We start from the raw sequence: 15,002 nt of genomic DNA on the forward strand, positions 1-15,002 counted from the left end.
CGGAGCAATTTGAACATTTCCTATTTCCGGCAAACGGCCTACGTTTTATCAGGATGAACAGCAGTGACCCGACAAACCTTTTCCACACTTAACCGCGTTTGGCGCAACAAACCGATACGCTGGTCTTTATTAGGCATTTTACTGCCTATCTCCGGCGTACTGACGGCCTATGCCGTTACCGAACCCTTACCGCAAACCCAACTGTACCGTGCGGAGCGCATTATCGAAGAACTGCCCGCCGTTTATATCGAGAGCACCTCATTTCACGGCAGCTACTGGATGGAAGAAACGCTGCAGCCCGGCGAAACGCTGCTGGAAGTTTTGAAGCGCACCGGCATTCCCGACGACAGCCTCCGGCAGACCCTCTCGAAAGGCAGTATCGGTCAAAAACTCAAACAGCTTAAAGCCGGGCAAAATATCAGTATGCGCATCAATGCCTCCGGCGACGTTACCGACATCCAGTTTTTTAACGACGACGATAACGGCGAACAGAACTTGGTTGCCATTGAAAAAATCAACGGCAAATGGCAGGCATCAACCTCTGCCATCGAGATGGAAACCATGCCGTCGCTGCGTTCCATCATTATCCGCACTTCTGCACGCGGTGCCATGGCACAAGCCGGCATTCCCGTTGAAATCCGCGAGTCGTTGAGCGAAATCTTCAGCAGCCAGTTTTCATTAAACTCATTGCAAAACGGTGATGTCATCCGCCTGCTGTACAACAGCATGTATTTCCGCGGCCAAGAAGTGGCAACGGGAGATATTCTTGCAGCGGAAGTTGTCAAACAGGGCAAAACCTACCGTGCTTATTATTACAGCGAGGCCAAAGGCGACGAAGAAAGCGGCAGCTATTACGACCAAAACGGCAAACCGCTGCGCCAACAAGACGGCTTTAATGTCCAACCGGTGCAATATACCCGCATTTCCTCTCCTTACGGCATCCGCGTCCATCCCGTTTTAGGCGTGGTTAAAATGCATACCGGTATCGATTATGCCGCACCGACCGGCACACCGATTAAAGCTTCCGCCGGCGGTATCGTTACCTTCACCGGCTGGAAAGGCGGTTACGGCAATACGGTGGTTCTGAAACACAGCAACGGTGTCGAAACTTTATATGCCCACATGAGCGCATTTGCTCCAATAGGCGACAAAGTACGCGCCGGCGATGTCATTGGCTATGTAGGCAGCACCGGCCGTTCTACCGGCCCGCACCTGCACTATGAAGCCCGCATCAACGGCCAACACGTTAACCCGTCCACCGTTGCACTGCCGACACCTAAACTGAATAAAATCAATATGGCCGCATTTCAAAAAGAATTGCAGCAAACCAATACGATTTTATCGACCGTGCGCGACCTACCGATTACCGTAGCCCAAATCGATTGATATCCATGTTGCGTTATCGATAGCCTGTCGGCTTCCAAGCATCAAAAAGGCCGTCTGAAAAAACAATGAATTTTCAGACGGCCTTTTCTTAATTTAAATACGCGGAACCCGATTCATGAATCCAGCCTATATCAATCAATAATTATCTTGGCTCAAATCCACTTCTTTCAAAGGCACTTTACGGGTTTTATAGCGCAGTTTGTGATAGAAATAGAATCCCAAAAATACCGGTAAACCCATATAGGTAATAACCAAACGGTCCCAATCGAAACTGCCTTTCAACACCAACTCGGTATCCTGACCGACAATCACCAAAATACACAAAGCCAACGCCAACAAAGGACCGAACGGGAACCACTTGGCACGGTAAACCAAAGCATTCAAATCCTTACCTTGGGCAATATAAGCACGGCGGAAACGATAGTGGCTAACCGCAATACCCAACCAAGCGATAAAGCCGGTCAAGCCGGAAGCGGCCAAAATATATTGATACATCTTATCGCTGGCCAACTGCAATAGGAAAATTGCCAGCACCACCACACCGGTTGCGATCAAAGCAAACACAGGAATACCGTTCACATTGGTACGCGCAAACTGTTTGTAAGCCAAACCCTCTTTCGCCATCGCATACAGCATACGGGTGGAAGCATACATACCGGAGTTTCCGGCCGACAAAATAGAAGTCAGAATCACCGCATTCATCACTGCCGCTGCAAACGCCAAACCGGCCTTTTCAAACACCAGCGTAAACGGAGATTTGGCAATTTCATCCACATCCGCACCCAACAGCTGCGGGCTGGTATAAGGAATCAGCAAACCGATCACCAAAATCGCCAAAATGTAGAAAATCAAAATACGCCAGAAAACCTGTTTTACCGCTTTCGGAATACTCTCTTCCGGGTTTTCGGACTCACCCGCCGTCACACCGATCAACTCGGTACCCTGGAAAGAGAAACCGGCAATCAGGAACACGCCCAACATGGTCAGAAACTTACCGGCCATACCGTCGCCCAAAAACGGCGCATCGCCGACCGTCATATTGGTCATGCCGACATAACCGCTGCCTAAAATACCGAAAATCGTCAGCACGCCGACCGCCAAGAACACAATCACGGTAATCACTTTAATCAGTGCGAACCAGTATTCCGATTCTCCGTAAGCCCTTACCGACAAAGTATTCAACAGGAAAATCACACCGAAAAACAGCAGACTCCACGCCCACGGGTCCAAGAAGCGCATCGGCTCCCAATAAGTAATGACGACGGCGGCAATAATCACGTCGGCCGCAACCGTAATCACCCAGTTGAACCAATAATTCCAACCCAAGGCAAAACCGAGCGACGGGTCAACGAAACGGGTTGCATACGTACTGAACGAACCCGAAGTCGGCAGATAAGTCGCCATTTCACCCAAAGAAGTCATCAAAAAATAAACCATCATACCGATTGCCGCATAGGCTAATAAAGCACCGCCCGGACCTGCATCGCTGATGGCCGAACCGCTGGCCATAAACAAGCCGGTACCGATACAGCCGCCGATCGCAATCATCGACAAGTGCCTCGTTTTCAGATGGCGTTTTACTTGTGTATTGTGTTGATTATTAGACATAATTGAGCAAACCTTTTGCATTAACCGTCAAATATTGGCTTTTTTTTGTTAAAAACGCAAAACAAAACGCAACAAAATAGAAGGTTATCTTTACTTTAATAAATAAATAAAATCGCGATATGATACCAAAAACTATTTAGAATGGGTTGTTTTGTTTACAATAAAGCACCGATTTATATCCGCTTGTCATGAAATTCAGCCTATACGGCATGAAGTACTTGCAAATCCTGCAAAGCACCCCCATAGTTTCAACCAACACTACCAAACACATGAAAGTCCGCCATGCAAACCGTCCATATCAAAATGTATACCGGCCCTTATTGCCCGTATTGCACGATGGCCAAACAGTTTTTGAAATCACAAGGCATCACCGAAATCGAAGAAATCCGTGTTGACCGCAGTCCCGAACTGTTTGCCGAGATGCAGCAGATTACCGGCCAACGGTCCGTACCGCAGATTTTTATCGGTGAAACCCACGTCGGCGGCTTTACCGATCTTTACGCCCTGCATAATCAAGGCAAGCTCGACGAGCTGCTGGGCAAATAATATTTCCATTAACCCGTCCGCTGCATTGGCAGCCAACAATCTGATAAAGAGAGAGCGATTATGAGCGAAGAATTACAACCCGTTTTCAGCATTGAAAAACTGTATGTTAAAGACATGTCTTTGGAAGTGCCGCACGCACCGAAAATTTTCTTGGAGCAAGGCGAGCCTGAAGTGGATATGCGCGTTTCTACCAACAGCACCAAGCTGGAAGAAGATTTTTATGAGGTTGTGGTTACCGTTACCGTAACCGCCAAATTGGGCGAAGAGCGCGTCATGTTCCTGAACGAAGTATCGCAAGGCGGTATCTTCCGTTTGTCCAACATTCCTGAAGAAGATGTTAACCTGTTGCTGGGCGTTGCTTGTCCGAACATTCTGTTCCCATACGCGCGCGAAGCGGTTTCTTCCGAAATCACCCGCGCAGGCTTCCCGCCCGTATTGTTGGCTCCGATCAACTTCGAAGCGATGTATCAGCAAAACCAACAAGGCAATGCCTGATTAATCTGACCGATTCCATGCGGCATTTCCCTGCCGCGTCCGAAACCGGATACTGCAACCGCAGTATCCGGTTTTTTATTCGGCGATACCGGGTTTTCAGGTTTCAGGCCGTCTGAAAGCGCGTTAAAATAACCCTCCATATCCCATACGGTTGGTTTCATCATGTCTGCACCCATTACCCTTGTTTGGTTCCGCAACGACTTGCGCCTTGAAGACAACACGGTTCTGCAATCCGCCCTGACACTCGGTTTACCCGTTGTCGGCGTTTTTGTTTTCGACAACGCCGTCGAACCGCATGCCGCCGCCAACCACCGCCGCCAAAGCTTTATCTACGACAGCGTCTTAAAATTTCAGACGGCCTTATCGCAAAAAAACATTCCGCTCTGGATTCTTCACGGCGATACACTCCGACAGCTCACCGAATTAGCCGGAAAATTAAACGCAGCCCATCTTGTCAGCGGCGAGGATTACCATCCGAACATCACGGCTTTGGGCGAACGGCTTTGGCACGCCCTAAACCACAGCAACCGAACCTATACTCGGATCAGCGATCATGTCGTCCTGCCCAAAGCCGCCGTGATGACACCTCAGGGGCGTCCCTATCACGCCTTCTCGCATTACAAAAAATCTTGGCTGCAAACCTATGCCCAACGCTACCGCAACGGGCAGCCGCGCACCGATTGGCACACGCTGGCCGAACTGCAAAAACGCCTGCCTGAAACGGCAACACAGCTTCCGCCTGTCCCCATGCCGTCTGAAATCGGTTTCCAATACTGCAACTATCCTTTACCGGCCGGCGAAGCGGCAGCCCAAAAACAGCTTGATCACTTTATCGGTCAGATTTCTTCATACCACCTGACCCGCGACTTTCCCGCAAAAAAAGGCACGTCCCAACTGGCCGCCTACTTAAATCAAGGCATGTTGTCGGCACGAAGCCTGGCTCACCGTGTTGCCTCCATCAGCAACGAAGGAGCGGAAAAATGGCTGGAAGAACTGATTTGGCGCGAATTTTACCAACAAATCCTGTACCACAACCCCGATGTCGTCCACCAAAGCTTCCGCCCCGAATACCACCATCTGCATTGGGAAAACCGCGAGGATTGGTTTGAACGCTGGAAAAACGGCGAAACCGGCTACCCGATTGTCGATGCCGCCATGCGCCAATTAAAGGCCTGCGGCATGATGCACAACCGCCTGCGCATGATTACCGCCGGATTTTTGGTCAAAGACCTGCTGATTGATTGGCGTCTCGGCGAAGCCTGGTTTGCAGAACAGCTGCTCGATTACGACTTGGCCGCCAACAACGGCAACTGGCAATGGTCGGCCGGCACGGGTTGCGACGCCCAACCTTATTTCCGCATTTTCAATCCGGTATTGCAGTCGCAAAAATTCGATCCGGACGGCCTGTATATCCGCCGCCATCTGCCCGAACTGGCCCACTTGGGCAAAGACGTCATCCACGCTCCCTGGCTGGCTAAAGACAGTATCGACACCCACGGCTATCCCGCTCCGATGGTTGACCACCGCACCCAACGCGAAAAAGCCTTGGCCATGTTTAAGCTGTCTTAATTGGATTTTCAGACGGCCTTTCTCAACAAAGCACATTAAACCATGCAAAACAAAACCGCTTATTTCAAAACACCTCAACCTTACCGCAACTTATCCGCATTTATTGCCGTTGTCGGCACACTCCTGCTTTGGCGGCACGGGCCGGCGCAAGGCAGCGCGGCCTTTGCCGCCATTCTGCTGCTGTTTGCCGGCGCATTGATTGCCATCGGCACCGTCTTTCTCGCCCTGCGCCGCAAAGACAGTGCAACCGTTATCCAATCCCTGCTGCTGATGTTGTGGCAAATCGGCTTTCCTTTGGTTTGGATGGCCAAGCTGTACCATCAGGCCGTCTGAAAAAACGCAACATCATGTTTTCCAATCCGCATACCCGATAAAGGACATTCCCATGACCCTCCGCACCGCCATTCTCGGCGGCGGCCTTTGCGGCCGGCTGATTGCCTTCCAACTGGCCGAACAAGGCATCGCTGTCGAATTGTTCGACAAAGGCAGCCGCAACGGCGACCAAGCCGCCGCCTATATTGCCGCCGCCATGCTCGCACCTTCCGCAGAATCCGTTGAAGCCACGCCCGAAGTCACCAAGCTGGGCAGACAAAGCACAGCCCTGTGGCAAGACTTAACAGGCCGTCTGAAAACCCACATCTTCAAACAGCAAAACGGCAGCCTGATTGTGTGGCACGGCCAAGACCGCCCCTTAGCCGTACAGTTCGAGCAACATTTACGCCGCGCACATCAAGGCGGGCAGCCTGCCGAACGCTGGCAAGCCGCAGACATTGCCGAACACGAACCGCAACTGCAAGGCCGCTTCGGACAAGCCCTTTATCTTCCCGAAGAAGGCCAACTCGACGGCCGCCAAGTCTTAAACGCGCTGGCCGACGCCTTAGACGAATACCGTGTTCCCTGCCACTGGCACAGCGAAACCGATACCGCCGCTTTGCATCAACAATTCGACTGGGTTATCGATTGTCGCGGCTTCGGTGCCAAATCCGCATGGAACAGGCCGTCTGAAATTCAGACGGCCAGCAAACTGCGCGGCATACGCGGCGAAGTAGCACGGGTTTACGCGCCCGAAATGACTTTGCACCGCCCCGTCCGCCTGCTCCATCCGCGCTATCCGCTTTATATCGCCCCCAAAGAAAACCATATTTTTGTCATCGGCGCGACCCAAATCGAAAGCGAAAGCAACGCTCCGGCAAGCGTACGCTCCGGCTTGGAACTGCTGTCTGCACTCTACGCCGTCCACCCTGCGTTCGGCGAAGCACAGATTTTGGAAATTGCTACCAACCTGCGCCCAACGCTCAACCACCATAACCCGGAAATCCGCTACGACCTTAAACAGCAATTGGTCGAAGTCAACGGCCTGTTCCGGCACGGCTTTATGATTTCCCCGGCCGTTACCGCCGCTGCCGTTCGCCTGATTACCCGATTAATCCGCGGCCAAGCCGTTCCCGAATCCGACGACATCAGCGGCCTGCCCTATCTGCCTTTAAATTAAACAGCCATACGGCAGGCCCATACAAAAAGGCCGTCTGAAAATTCAGACGGCCTTTTATATTTAACATTACCGGCAATCAATAATGCGGCGGAATTTCATCTTTCAAACTGTATTCCTCACGCCCGCCATTCGCAGCCTTATCCTGCATTCTCTGATACAGCAAACGCAGCTGCGCCTGCTGTAAATCCAAAGTCTGCTGCATTTTGGCAACGGTGTCGTTCAAACTGCCGATCAAATCTTCCTGCAAGGCCGTCTGAATTTCCAACTCGGTAATGCGCGCTTCCAATTCGTCCATCTTACAGCACCATCGCCGCAATCCAGCCCGATACCATCAACGGCAAGTTGTAATGCAGGAATGTCGGAATCACGCTGTCGCGCACATGATCATGCTGACCGTCCACATTCAAACCCGACGTCGGGCCCAAAGTCGAATCCGAAGCAGGCGAACCGGCATCACCCAACGCACCGGCCGTACCCACAATCGCCAGCGTCGCCATCGGCGAAAAACCCATGCTGATGCACAACGGCACATAAATCGTCGCAATAATCGGCAAAGTCGAGAACGAGCTGCCGATACCCATCGTAACCAGCAAACCCACCAGCAACATAATCAATGCCGCCATGCCTTTGTTTCCGGCAAACATTTCCGCCGAAGCCTGTACCAACGGCTCGATTTGACCGGTCGCCTTCATCACTTCCGCAAAACCCTGCGCCGCAATCATAATAAAGCCGATCATCGCCATCATTTTTACGCCGTTGTTAAACACGGTATCCGCTTCACCCCAGCGCACCACACCGGCAGCCATAAACACGGCAAAACCGACCATCGCACCCAGCAGCAGCGAATCCGCCCACAACTGCACCACAAACGACACCACAATCGCCAACAACGCCACCGCACTGCGGTAAGTCGAAATTTTCGGCATCGCCGCCGCCTGCTGATGCGCATTCACATCCACAGCCGTATGTTGGTACGCACGCGGACGGCGGTAGCTGACAAACACCGCAATCAGCAAACCCACCACCATACCCAAAGCCGGAATGGTCATCGCCTGCATCACATTGATACCGTCCACATTCAAGCCCGCTTTGGTCAGATTGCCCACCAGAATCTGCTTCAAGAAAATTTCACCGAAGCCCACCGGCAGCCACATATAAGTCGTCACCAAACCGAAAGTCATCACACAGGCCAACAAACGGCGGTCGATCTGCATACGGTTAAACACCAGCAGCAGCGGCGGAATAATCAACGGAATAAACGCAATATGAATCGGAATCAGGTTTTGGCTCATCACACTCATCGCCAACAAACCCAACAGCAAGCCCCACTTCACACCGTTGAAACGGCCCGGCACATTATCCCGAACCTGTTTGCTGTCCAAACGGCGGATAACCGCGTTGGCCAAAGTTTGCGGCAAACCCGAATGCGCAATCGCCACCGCAAACGCACCCAACATCGCATAAGACAAAGCAATCTGCGCACCATTGGCCAAACCGGTTTGGAACACTTCCATGGTTTTCGCCAAACCCAAACCACTCATCAGACCGCCGGCCAACGCGCCCAGCAGCAAACTCAGTACCACGTGCACACGGGCCAGCGACAACACCAACATCACCGAGACCGCAATCACCACTGCGTTCATTCTTCTCTCCCAAACGGCTGCAAAAGCCGCAATAAAATCATTATTTCAGCATCAAAAAAGGAAAATATCATAACCTAACATGATTTTACATGCCAGTTTATTTACACCTTAACAGCCAAAGGCCGTCTGAAAATCCTGATTTTTTCAGACGGCCTCATCATCAAACTATCCAAGCTATACATTATCGGACTCTTCCGCTCCGACCGAAACGGCACGCCCGTGCAGACGCGACCACCCCGCCAAACGCCAAACGCACAAAAACGCAATCAAAGGCTGGCAAAACGCCACCAGCAAATAACGGACATCATCAAACGATACCAAAGGCTTACCGCCCAACAAACCCGCCAACGCCCAAAACCATTCCCAAACCGACGGCACCGAAAACAGCAGCACCGCCAACAAACCCAAAGTACGGAACACGCCCAACGGCAGAATTTCCCCCGCCAACACCGTACGGTTCAGCTTCAACAACACCAGCAGCCCGAAACCGACCACCAAAATCATACCGCCGTTGGCCAATACCTGCAGACCGCCGAATGCAATTTCCGGCGACACCGGCAAACCGTCATTCGGCAAATCCGCCCGCTGCAGATTCAGACTCTGAAAAATATTCAGCACAAACCCGAATACCATGTCCGCCAACACCACCCACACCGGCAAAGAAGTCCAAACCCGTTTCATCACCACTCCGCAAACCGTTTCAAAAACGCATAGCTTAACACCGCAGGCCCTTTCCGGCAGCATTTACATGCGAAGTTCGGAAACGAACCGGAAAAACCCATTTCAAACAAATATATAAGCGGTTTCTTTAAAAAAATTATACAAATTTTCACAAATTATTATAAAATCGAGCCGATATTCTAAAAAGAACATGCCTTTTAGATTAGATACCGTGCAAACCGGCGGCTTTCACCAAGCCGCCTTTCCTTAGAAAACCGTCCGAATTTCAGACGGCCTGTTAGAAACCAAAATAAATTTTTCAATTCAATATCAAAATATTATGAAAAACATTCGTCCCATCACTTTGATTTTGGCTTCGGCATTTGCCGCCAACGCCGCCTACGCTTCAGGCTACCACTTCGGTACACAATCCGTAAGCTCACAAAGCACCGCCAACGCTTCCGCCGCCGAAGCCTCCGATGCCTCCACCATTTTCTACAACCCGGCCGGTCTGACCAAGCTGGAAAACAACGAAATCACCGCCGCCATCAACCTGGTTTCCCCCAGCGTCAAATACCACGACGGCAAAGCCACCTACAACAACAGCCCGCACTACAACGTAATCAACAGCAGCAACAGCGGCAAAATCACCAAAGATCTGGTGGTTGCCCCCCACGTTTACGGCGCTTACAAAATCAATGACAACCTAACCGCAGGCTTGGGCGTTTACGTACCCTTTGCCTCCAGCACCGAATACGCCAAAGACTCCGTTTTGCGTTTCAACCTGAACAAAACCGAGCTGACCACCTTGGCCGTCGAGCCTGTATTGGCCTATAAATTCAACGAACAGCATTCCGTTGCCGTCGGCGCCGTTGCCCAACACAGCGATGCAGGCCTGCGCAAATATGCCGACTGGGCAGCCAGCAAACGTCCCGCCCACCATATTGACCAACTGGGCGGCGTTGAAGGCCATGCCGACGTAAAAGGCAAAGACTGGGGCTTCGGCTACCACTTGGCATGGATGTGGGACATCAACCCGCAAACCCGCGTCGGCATCAACTACCGTTCGCATGTCAAACACAACCTGAAAGGCCATGCCGAATGGTTGCCCGACAGCAAATTGGCCCAAAGACAATACAATGTCAAACCCGATCCGCAAAACAAAGATTTCCCGATCGGCAAACCCATTTCCGAATACGGTGCCGGCTATGTTCCGAATGAAAAAGCCAGCCTGAAAATCGTTACCCCCGAATCCTTATCGGTACACGGCATGTATCAAGCCACACCGAAACTGAACCTGTTCGGCGACGTTACCTGGACGCGCCACTCACGCTTCAACCGCGCGGCATTGAAATTTGAAAACGCCAAAATGACCATCAGTGGCAAGCCGTCCAACGAAACCGTGATTACCCCGAACTGGCGCGACACCTACAAAGTTGCCGTCGGCGCCTCCTACCAATACAGCGAACCGCTGCAGCTGCGCGCCGGTATTGCCTACGACCAATCGCCCGTACGCAACGACAAAGACCGCTTGGTAACCATGCCGGATAACGACCGCATCTGGCTGTCGCTGGGTACAAAATACGACTTCGGCAAAAAGCACACTGTGAATGCCGCTTACAGCTACATCCACATCAAAGATGCCGCTACCGACACCCGAAACAAACCGGCCAACAAAGACGTTACCACTGTGGACAGCAACGTATCGTCTTCGGCACGTTTCAAGAGCCACGCGCACATCTTAGGCTTGCAGTACACCTATAAATTCTAAGCCGTGCCGTTATAAGCAAAGGCCGTCTGAAATTTTCAGACGGCCTTTGTTTTTCAGACGGCCTTAATCATCAGGGCACGCCGGAATCAGCGTACGCGCACGGTTTCCACACCGCCTTTAATCTCACCGTACATCTGCGTGCTTCCGCCCGAACCGCCGGCACAAGCCGCCAGCAGCAATACCGCAGCCAACCCCAAATAACGCATCATCATTCCTTTCACATAAACTTATCTATACCACCCGTGTGCGGATAAAACCTTAGCGCACAACTTTTACCTGCAACGAATCGGTCGAACCCTGCTCGCACATACGCGAACCGCTGGTAATAATATACACGTCGCCGCTATCCAGCAGCTTGCGTTCCATCAGCGTCTTTTCCACTTCCTGCAACGCCGTTTCATGGTCGCAGCTGGGCGTGAAACGCAGCGGACGCACACCGCGGTACATTGCCATTTTCCGCTGCACGGCCTTGCTCGGCGTCAACGCAAAAATCGGCAGCTGGATACTGTGGCGGCTGATTTCAAACGCAGTCGAACCGCTTTCGGTTAATGCCACAATCGCTCTGGCGTTCACTGCTCTGGCTACATGTACCGCACCGCTGGCAATCGCCAAATAAGGTTTGGACACGGCATCGGCATGGCTGGAATCCACGCCGTTGAGCGAATCCTGTTCGGCTTCGGCCGCCGCACAGATAATCGCCATTTGGCGCACGGTTTCAAAAGGATAAGTGCCGATTGCCGTTTCCGCCGAACACATGACCGCATCCGTACCGTCCAACACCGCATTGGCCACATCGCTCACTTCGGCACGGGTCGGCACGGGGTTGGTAATCATGCTTTCCATCATCTGCGTGGCGGTAATGCTGAAACGGCGTAAGGCGCGGGCGCGCTGAATCATGCGTTTCTGCAAAGCAGGCACGGCGGCATTGCCGACTTCCACCGCCAAATCGCCGCGCGCAACCATAATGCCGTCTGAAGCCAAGATGATTTCATCGAGATTGGCAATGGCTTCAACACGCTCGATTTTCGCTACCAAGCCGGGGCGAACCGCACTGCTGCCGGCCATTTCCTGTTCGACCAAACGGCGCGCGGCGTGCATGTCTTCGGCGGATTTCACAAAGCTCACGGCCAAATAATCGCAGCCGATGGCAATCGCGGTTTTCAAATCCTGAAAATCTTTTTCGGTCAACGCGCCTGCCGACAATCCGCCGCCCTGCTTATTGATGCCTTTATTGCTTTTTAAAATGTGGCTGTTGCGTACCGTCGTACGGATTTCGCTGCCGTTCACTTCATCTACCGTCAAGCCCAACAATCCGTCGTCCAATAAAAGAATATCGCCGGCTGCCACGTCTTTCGGCAAATCGCGGTAATCCAAACCGACCCGTTCGCGCGAACCTTCGCCCTGATATTCGGCATCCAGCAGGAGCGTTTCTCCGGCCGTCAATGCCACACTGCCGCCGGCAATCTTTCCGATACGGATTTTCGGCCCTTGCAGATCGGCCATAATCGCCACTTCTTTTTCCGCCCGCTCGGCCGCTTCGCGCACGATACGCGCATTTTCCATGTGGAATTCCGCCGTGCCGTGACTGAAGTTGAAGCGGACGACATTCACGCCGCCGACACGGATCATGTCTTCCAACAGGCGGACATCGTTGCTGCCCGGGCCCAGTGTGGCAATGATTTTGGTATTGTGGCGGATTCGGGTTAAATCCCGTTGCGGCGTATTCATACTGTTTCCCTGTTATCGTTAACTCGTTTAAAAGCGGTAAATTGTACCTGAAAACCCGTTTCTACAATGTCCGTATACAGTAAAACCAAACAGGCCGTCTGAAAATTCAGACGGCCTGTTCGAATATCTATTTATTCTTTTCCGGCCTGCATGGCTTCGGTTTTGCGGTAATTTTCCGACACGCGCATATAGTGCGCCGCCGAATAAACCAAAAACGCTTTTTCTTCGTCGGTTAGCGGACGGACCTGCCTTACCGGCGAACCCACATACAGAAAACCGCTTTCCAAACGCTTGCGCGGCGGAATCAGGCTGCCAGCGCCGATCATCACGTCATCTTCAATCACCACATCGTCCAACACCGTCGTCCCCATACCGACCAACACGCGGTTGCCGATGGTGCAACCGTGCAGCATCACCTTATGGCCGATGGTAACGTCTTCGCCGATGGTCAACGGCGAACCCTGCGGTTTGGCTTCGGTTTTGTGCGACACATGCAGCATACTCAAATCCTGAACATTACTGCGTGCGCCGATAGTAATACTGTTCACATCGCCGCGCAAAACCGCAAACGGCCAAACGGAAACTTTTTCACCCAGCGTCACCTCGCCGATCACCACCGAAGCCGGATCGATATAGCAGCTGGAATCAATAACAGGTGTGTGCTCCAAATAAGGGCGGATATTCATATTCTTCTCCTCTGACAGGGTTTGGCGGCCGAAATATTTTCAGACGGCCTCGAACGGATTGTAGCAGGATAATCGCAGGCCGTCTGAAAGCTTTATAATAGCCGTTCACACACCTTAACGAGTCGCCATGAATACCGTTGACCATCTCAAAACCCTGATTGCCTTCGACACCACCAGCCGCCTTTCCAATCTGGCCTTAATCGAACACGTTGCCGCCTATCTAGAACAACACGGCCTTAAGCCTTGGCTTTCCTATAATGCCGAACGCACCAAAGCCAACCTGTTCGCCACCGTGCCCGCCGCAGACGGCAGCATCAACGGCGGTCTGATATTCAGCGGCCACACCGACGTCGTTCCCACAGACGGCCAAATCTGGCAAAGCGACCCCTACACCGCCGACATCCGCAACGGCCGCCTGTACGGGCGCGGCGCCGCCGACATGAAAGGCTTTATCGCCGCCGTCTTGGCCGCCGTTCCGCACATGAAACAGACCCGGCTCGCCCGCCCGCTGCACATCGCCCTTTCCTACGACGAAGAAGTCGGCTGTCTCGGCGCACCCGTCATGCTCGACCAACTCCGTGCACACGGCCTGTCGCCCGAACACTGCATCGTCGGCGAACCCACCTCCATGAAAATGGTTGTCGCCCACAAAGGCATCCAAACCTACACCTGCCGCATACACGGCAAAGCCGCCCATTCCTCGCTCACACCGCAAGGCGTCAACGCCATCGAATACGCCGCCGAGCTGATTACCTTTATCCGCCAACTCTCAGGCCGTCTGAAAAACCGCAGCGACAACGACCCCGCCTTCGACGTACCGTTTTCCACCCTCAGCGTCAACACCATACACGGCGGCAATGCCGTCAACATCATTCCCCAAAGCTGCGAACTGCAATTCGACTGCCGCAACCTGCCGCACATGAGTGCCGACGAAATCCTCCGCCCCATCGAAGACTACATCCGCCACACCCTCGAACCGCATATGCAGGCACAAGACAGCCGCTGCCGCATCGAACTGCAACAAAACGCCGCCGTCCCCGCCATGCCCGCTGCCGAAGCCGAAACCCTGCACCGCCTGGTCGCCTCACTTACCGACAGCCAAACCGCCGAAAAAGTCGCCTACACCACCGAAGGCGGCCAATTCAAACAAGCCGGCATCCACACCGTCATCTGCGGTCCCGGCAGCATCGAGCAGGCACACAAACCCGACGAATACATCGAATTGGAACAACTGGCACGCTGCGACGCCTTTCTGGAAAAAATGATTGCCGCCCACAGCGTCCGGTAAACATAAAGGCCGAGACCTTTGCAAAATAGCCCCTTTACCCAACAGCCGAAAACCAAACACAGGATTTCGGCTGTTTTCCGTTCTAAATATCCCTTCATTCCCCTCAAATACCCGATAATCGGGTATCTGA

At 52.6% G+C, this 15,002-nt stretch carries 16 protein-coding genes; 8 read left to right on the forward strand and 8 right to left on the reverse strand.

What is annotated here, in order from left to right; all coding sequences use genetic code 11:
• The first annotated feature begins 63 nt into the window (after positions 1–63).
• Positions 64–1,386 (forward strand): M23 family metallopeptidase, encoded by a 1,323-nt coding sequence (locus EL309_RS05070; protein ID WP_004283261.1) that lies wholly within the window; start codon positions 64–66, stop codon positions 1,384–1,386.
• A 135-nt stretch (positions 1,387–1,521) separates the two neighbouring features.
• Here EL309_RS05070 and EL309_RS05075 read toward each other — a convergent pair whose 3' ends face one another.
• The gene (locus EL309_RS05075; RefSeq protein WP_004283262.1) at positions 1,522–2,934 is read right to left on the reverse strand and encodes an amino acid permease; all 1,413 of its coding nucleotides are present in this window, start codon (positions 2,932–2,934) and stop codon (positions 1,522–1,524) included.
• A gap of 342 nt (positions 2,935–3,276) precedes the next feature.
• Between EL309_RS05075 and grxC the strand changes: the two genes are divergently transcribed.
• Positions 3,277–3,540, forward strand: coding sequence for a glutaredoxin 3 (gene grxC / locus EL309_RS05080; protein ID WP_004285944.1), 264 nt, complete (start codon positions 3,277–3,279; stop codon positions 3,538–3,540).
• Positions 3,541–3,600: 60 nt separating this feature from the next.
• Positions 3,601–4,035, forward strand: coding sequence for a protein-export chaperone SecB (secB, locus tag EL309_RS05085; RefSeq protein WP_004283264.1), 435 nt, complete (start codon positions 3,601–3,603; stop codon positions 4,033–4,035).
• On the opposite strand, the gene EL309_RS05090 is transcribed toward secB, so the two are convergent.
• Entirely contained in the window at positions 4,008–4,199 is a 192-nt protein-coding gene (locus EL309_RS05090) for a hypothetical protein (protein WP_036494700.1), read from the reverse strand. The genes secB and EL309_RS05090 overlap by 28 nt on opposite strands.
• Here EL309_RS05090 and EL309_RS05095 point away from each other — a divergent pair.
• Genes EL309_RS05095 through EL309_RS05105 form a run of 3 tightly spaced genes read left to right on the forward strand, consistent with a single transcriptional unit; the run spans position 4,198 to position 7,096 of the window.
• Positions 4,198–5,604, forward strand: coding sequence for a cryptochrome/photolyase family protein (locus EL309_RS05095; RefSeq protein ID WP_004283265.1), 1,407 nt, complete (start codon positions 4,198–4,200; stop codon positions 5,602–5,604). The two genes, EL309_RS05090 and EL309_RS05095, sit on opposite strands and share 2 nt — an antisense overlap.
• 42 nt (positions 5,605–5,646) lie before the next feature.
• Positions 5,647–5,937 (forward strand): hypothetical protein, encoded by a 291-nt coding sequence (locus EL309_RS05100; RefSeq protein ID WP_004283266.1) that lies wholly within the window; start codon positions 5,647–5,649, stop codon positions 5,935–5,937.
• A 52-nt stretch (positions 5,938–5,989) separates the two neighbouring features.
• The gene (locus EL309_RS05105; protein WP_004283267.1) at positions 5,990–7,096 is read left to right on the forward strand and encodes an FAD-dependent oxidoreductase; all 1,107 of its coding nucleotides are present in this window, start codon (positions 5,990–5,992) and stop codon (positions 7,094–7,096) included.
• Between the two features lie 76 nt (positions 7,097–7,172).
• Here EL309_RS05105 and EL309_RS05110 read toward each other — a convergent pair whose 3' ends face one another.
• From EL309_RS05110 to EL309_RS05120, 3 genes are all read right to left on the reverse strand, one after another.
• Positions 7,173–7,391 carry a SlyX family protein gene (locus EL309_RS05110; RefSeq protein WP_004283268.1) on the reverse strand — a complete coding sequence of 73 codons (219 nt, stop codon included), beginning with the start codon at positions 7,389–7,391 and terminating at the stop codon, positions 7,173–7,175.
• Position 7,392: 1 nt separating this feature from the next.
• The gene (locus EL309_RS05115; protein ID WP_004283269.1) at positions 7,393–8,739 is read right to left on the reverse strand and encodes a Na+/H+ antiporter family protein; all 1,347 of its coding nucleotides are present in this window, start codon (positions 8,737–8,739) and stop codon (positions 7,393–7,395) included.
• A gap of 174 nt (positions 8,740–8,913) precedes the next feature.
• Positions 8,914–9,420: a hypothetical protein gene (locus EL309_RS05120; protein ID WP_004283270.1), complete on the reverse strand. Its 507-nt coding sequence runs from the start codon at positions 9,418–9,420 to the stop codon at positions 8,914–8,916.
• Positions 9,421–9,739: 319 nt separating this feature from the next.
• On the opposite strand from EL309_RS05120, the gene EL309_RS05125 reads away from it, so the two are divergent.
• On the forward strand, positions 9,740–11,170 hold the full coding sequence (locus EL309_RS05125; protein ID WP_004283272.1) for an OmpP1/FadL family transporter: 1,431 nt from the start codon (positions 9,740–9,742) through the stop codon (positions 11,168–11,170).
• Between the two features lie 86 nt (positions 11,171–11,256).
• On the opposite strand, the gene EL309_RS10810 is transcribed toward EL309_RS05125, so the two are convergent.
• From EL309_RS10810 to EL309_RS05135, 3 genes are all read right to left on the reverse strand, one after another.
• Complete coding sequence (locus EL309_RS10810; protein WP_267894473.1) at positions 11,257–11,382, reverse strand: hypothetical protein; 126 nt, start codon at positions 11,380–11,382, stop codon at positions 11,257–11,259.
• 46 nt (positions 11,383–11,428) lie between these two features.
• Positions 11,429–12,898: a pyruvate kinase gene (gene pyk / locus EL309_RS05130; protein WP_004283274.1), complete on the reverse strand. Its 1,470-nt coding sequence runs from the start codon at positions 12,896–12,898 to the stop codon at positions 11,429–11,431.
• Between the two features lie 131 nt (positions 12,899–13,029).
• Positions 13,030–13,584 (reverse strand): gamma carbonic anhydrase family protein, encoded by a 555-nt coding sequence (locus tag EL309_RS05135; RefSeq protein WP_004283275.1) that lies wholly within the window; start codon positions 13,582–13,584, stop codon positions 13,030–13,032.
• Positions 13,585–13,711: 127 nt separating this feature from the next.
• On the opposite strand from EL309_RS05135, the gene argE reads away from it, so the two are divergent.
• The gene (gene argE / locus EL309_RS05140; RefSeq protein WP_004283276.1) at positions 13,712–14,872 is read left to right on the forward strand and encodes an acetylornithine deacetylase; all 1,161 of its coding nucleotides are present in this window, start codon (positions 13,712–13,714) and stop codon (positions 14,870–14,872) included.
• Positions 14,873–15,002 lie beyond the last annotated feature (130 nt).

The sequence above is a fragment of the Neisseria weaveri genome (genome assembly GCF_900638685.1).
Taxonomy (GTDB): Bacteria; Pseudomonadota; Gammaproteobacteria; order Burkholderiales; family Neisseriaceae; genus Neisseria; species Neisseria weaveri.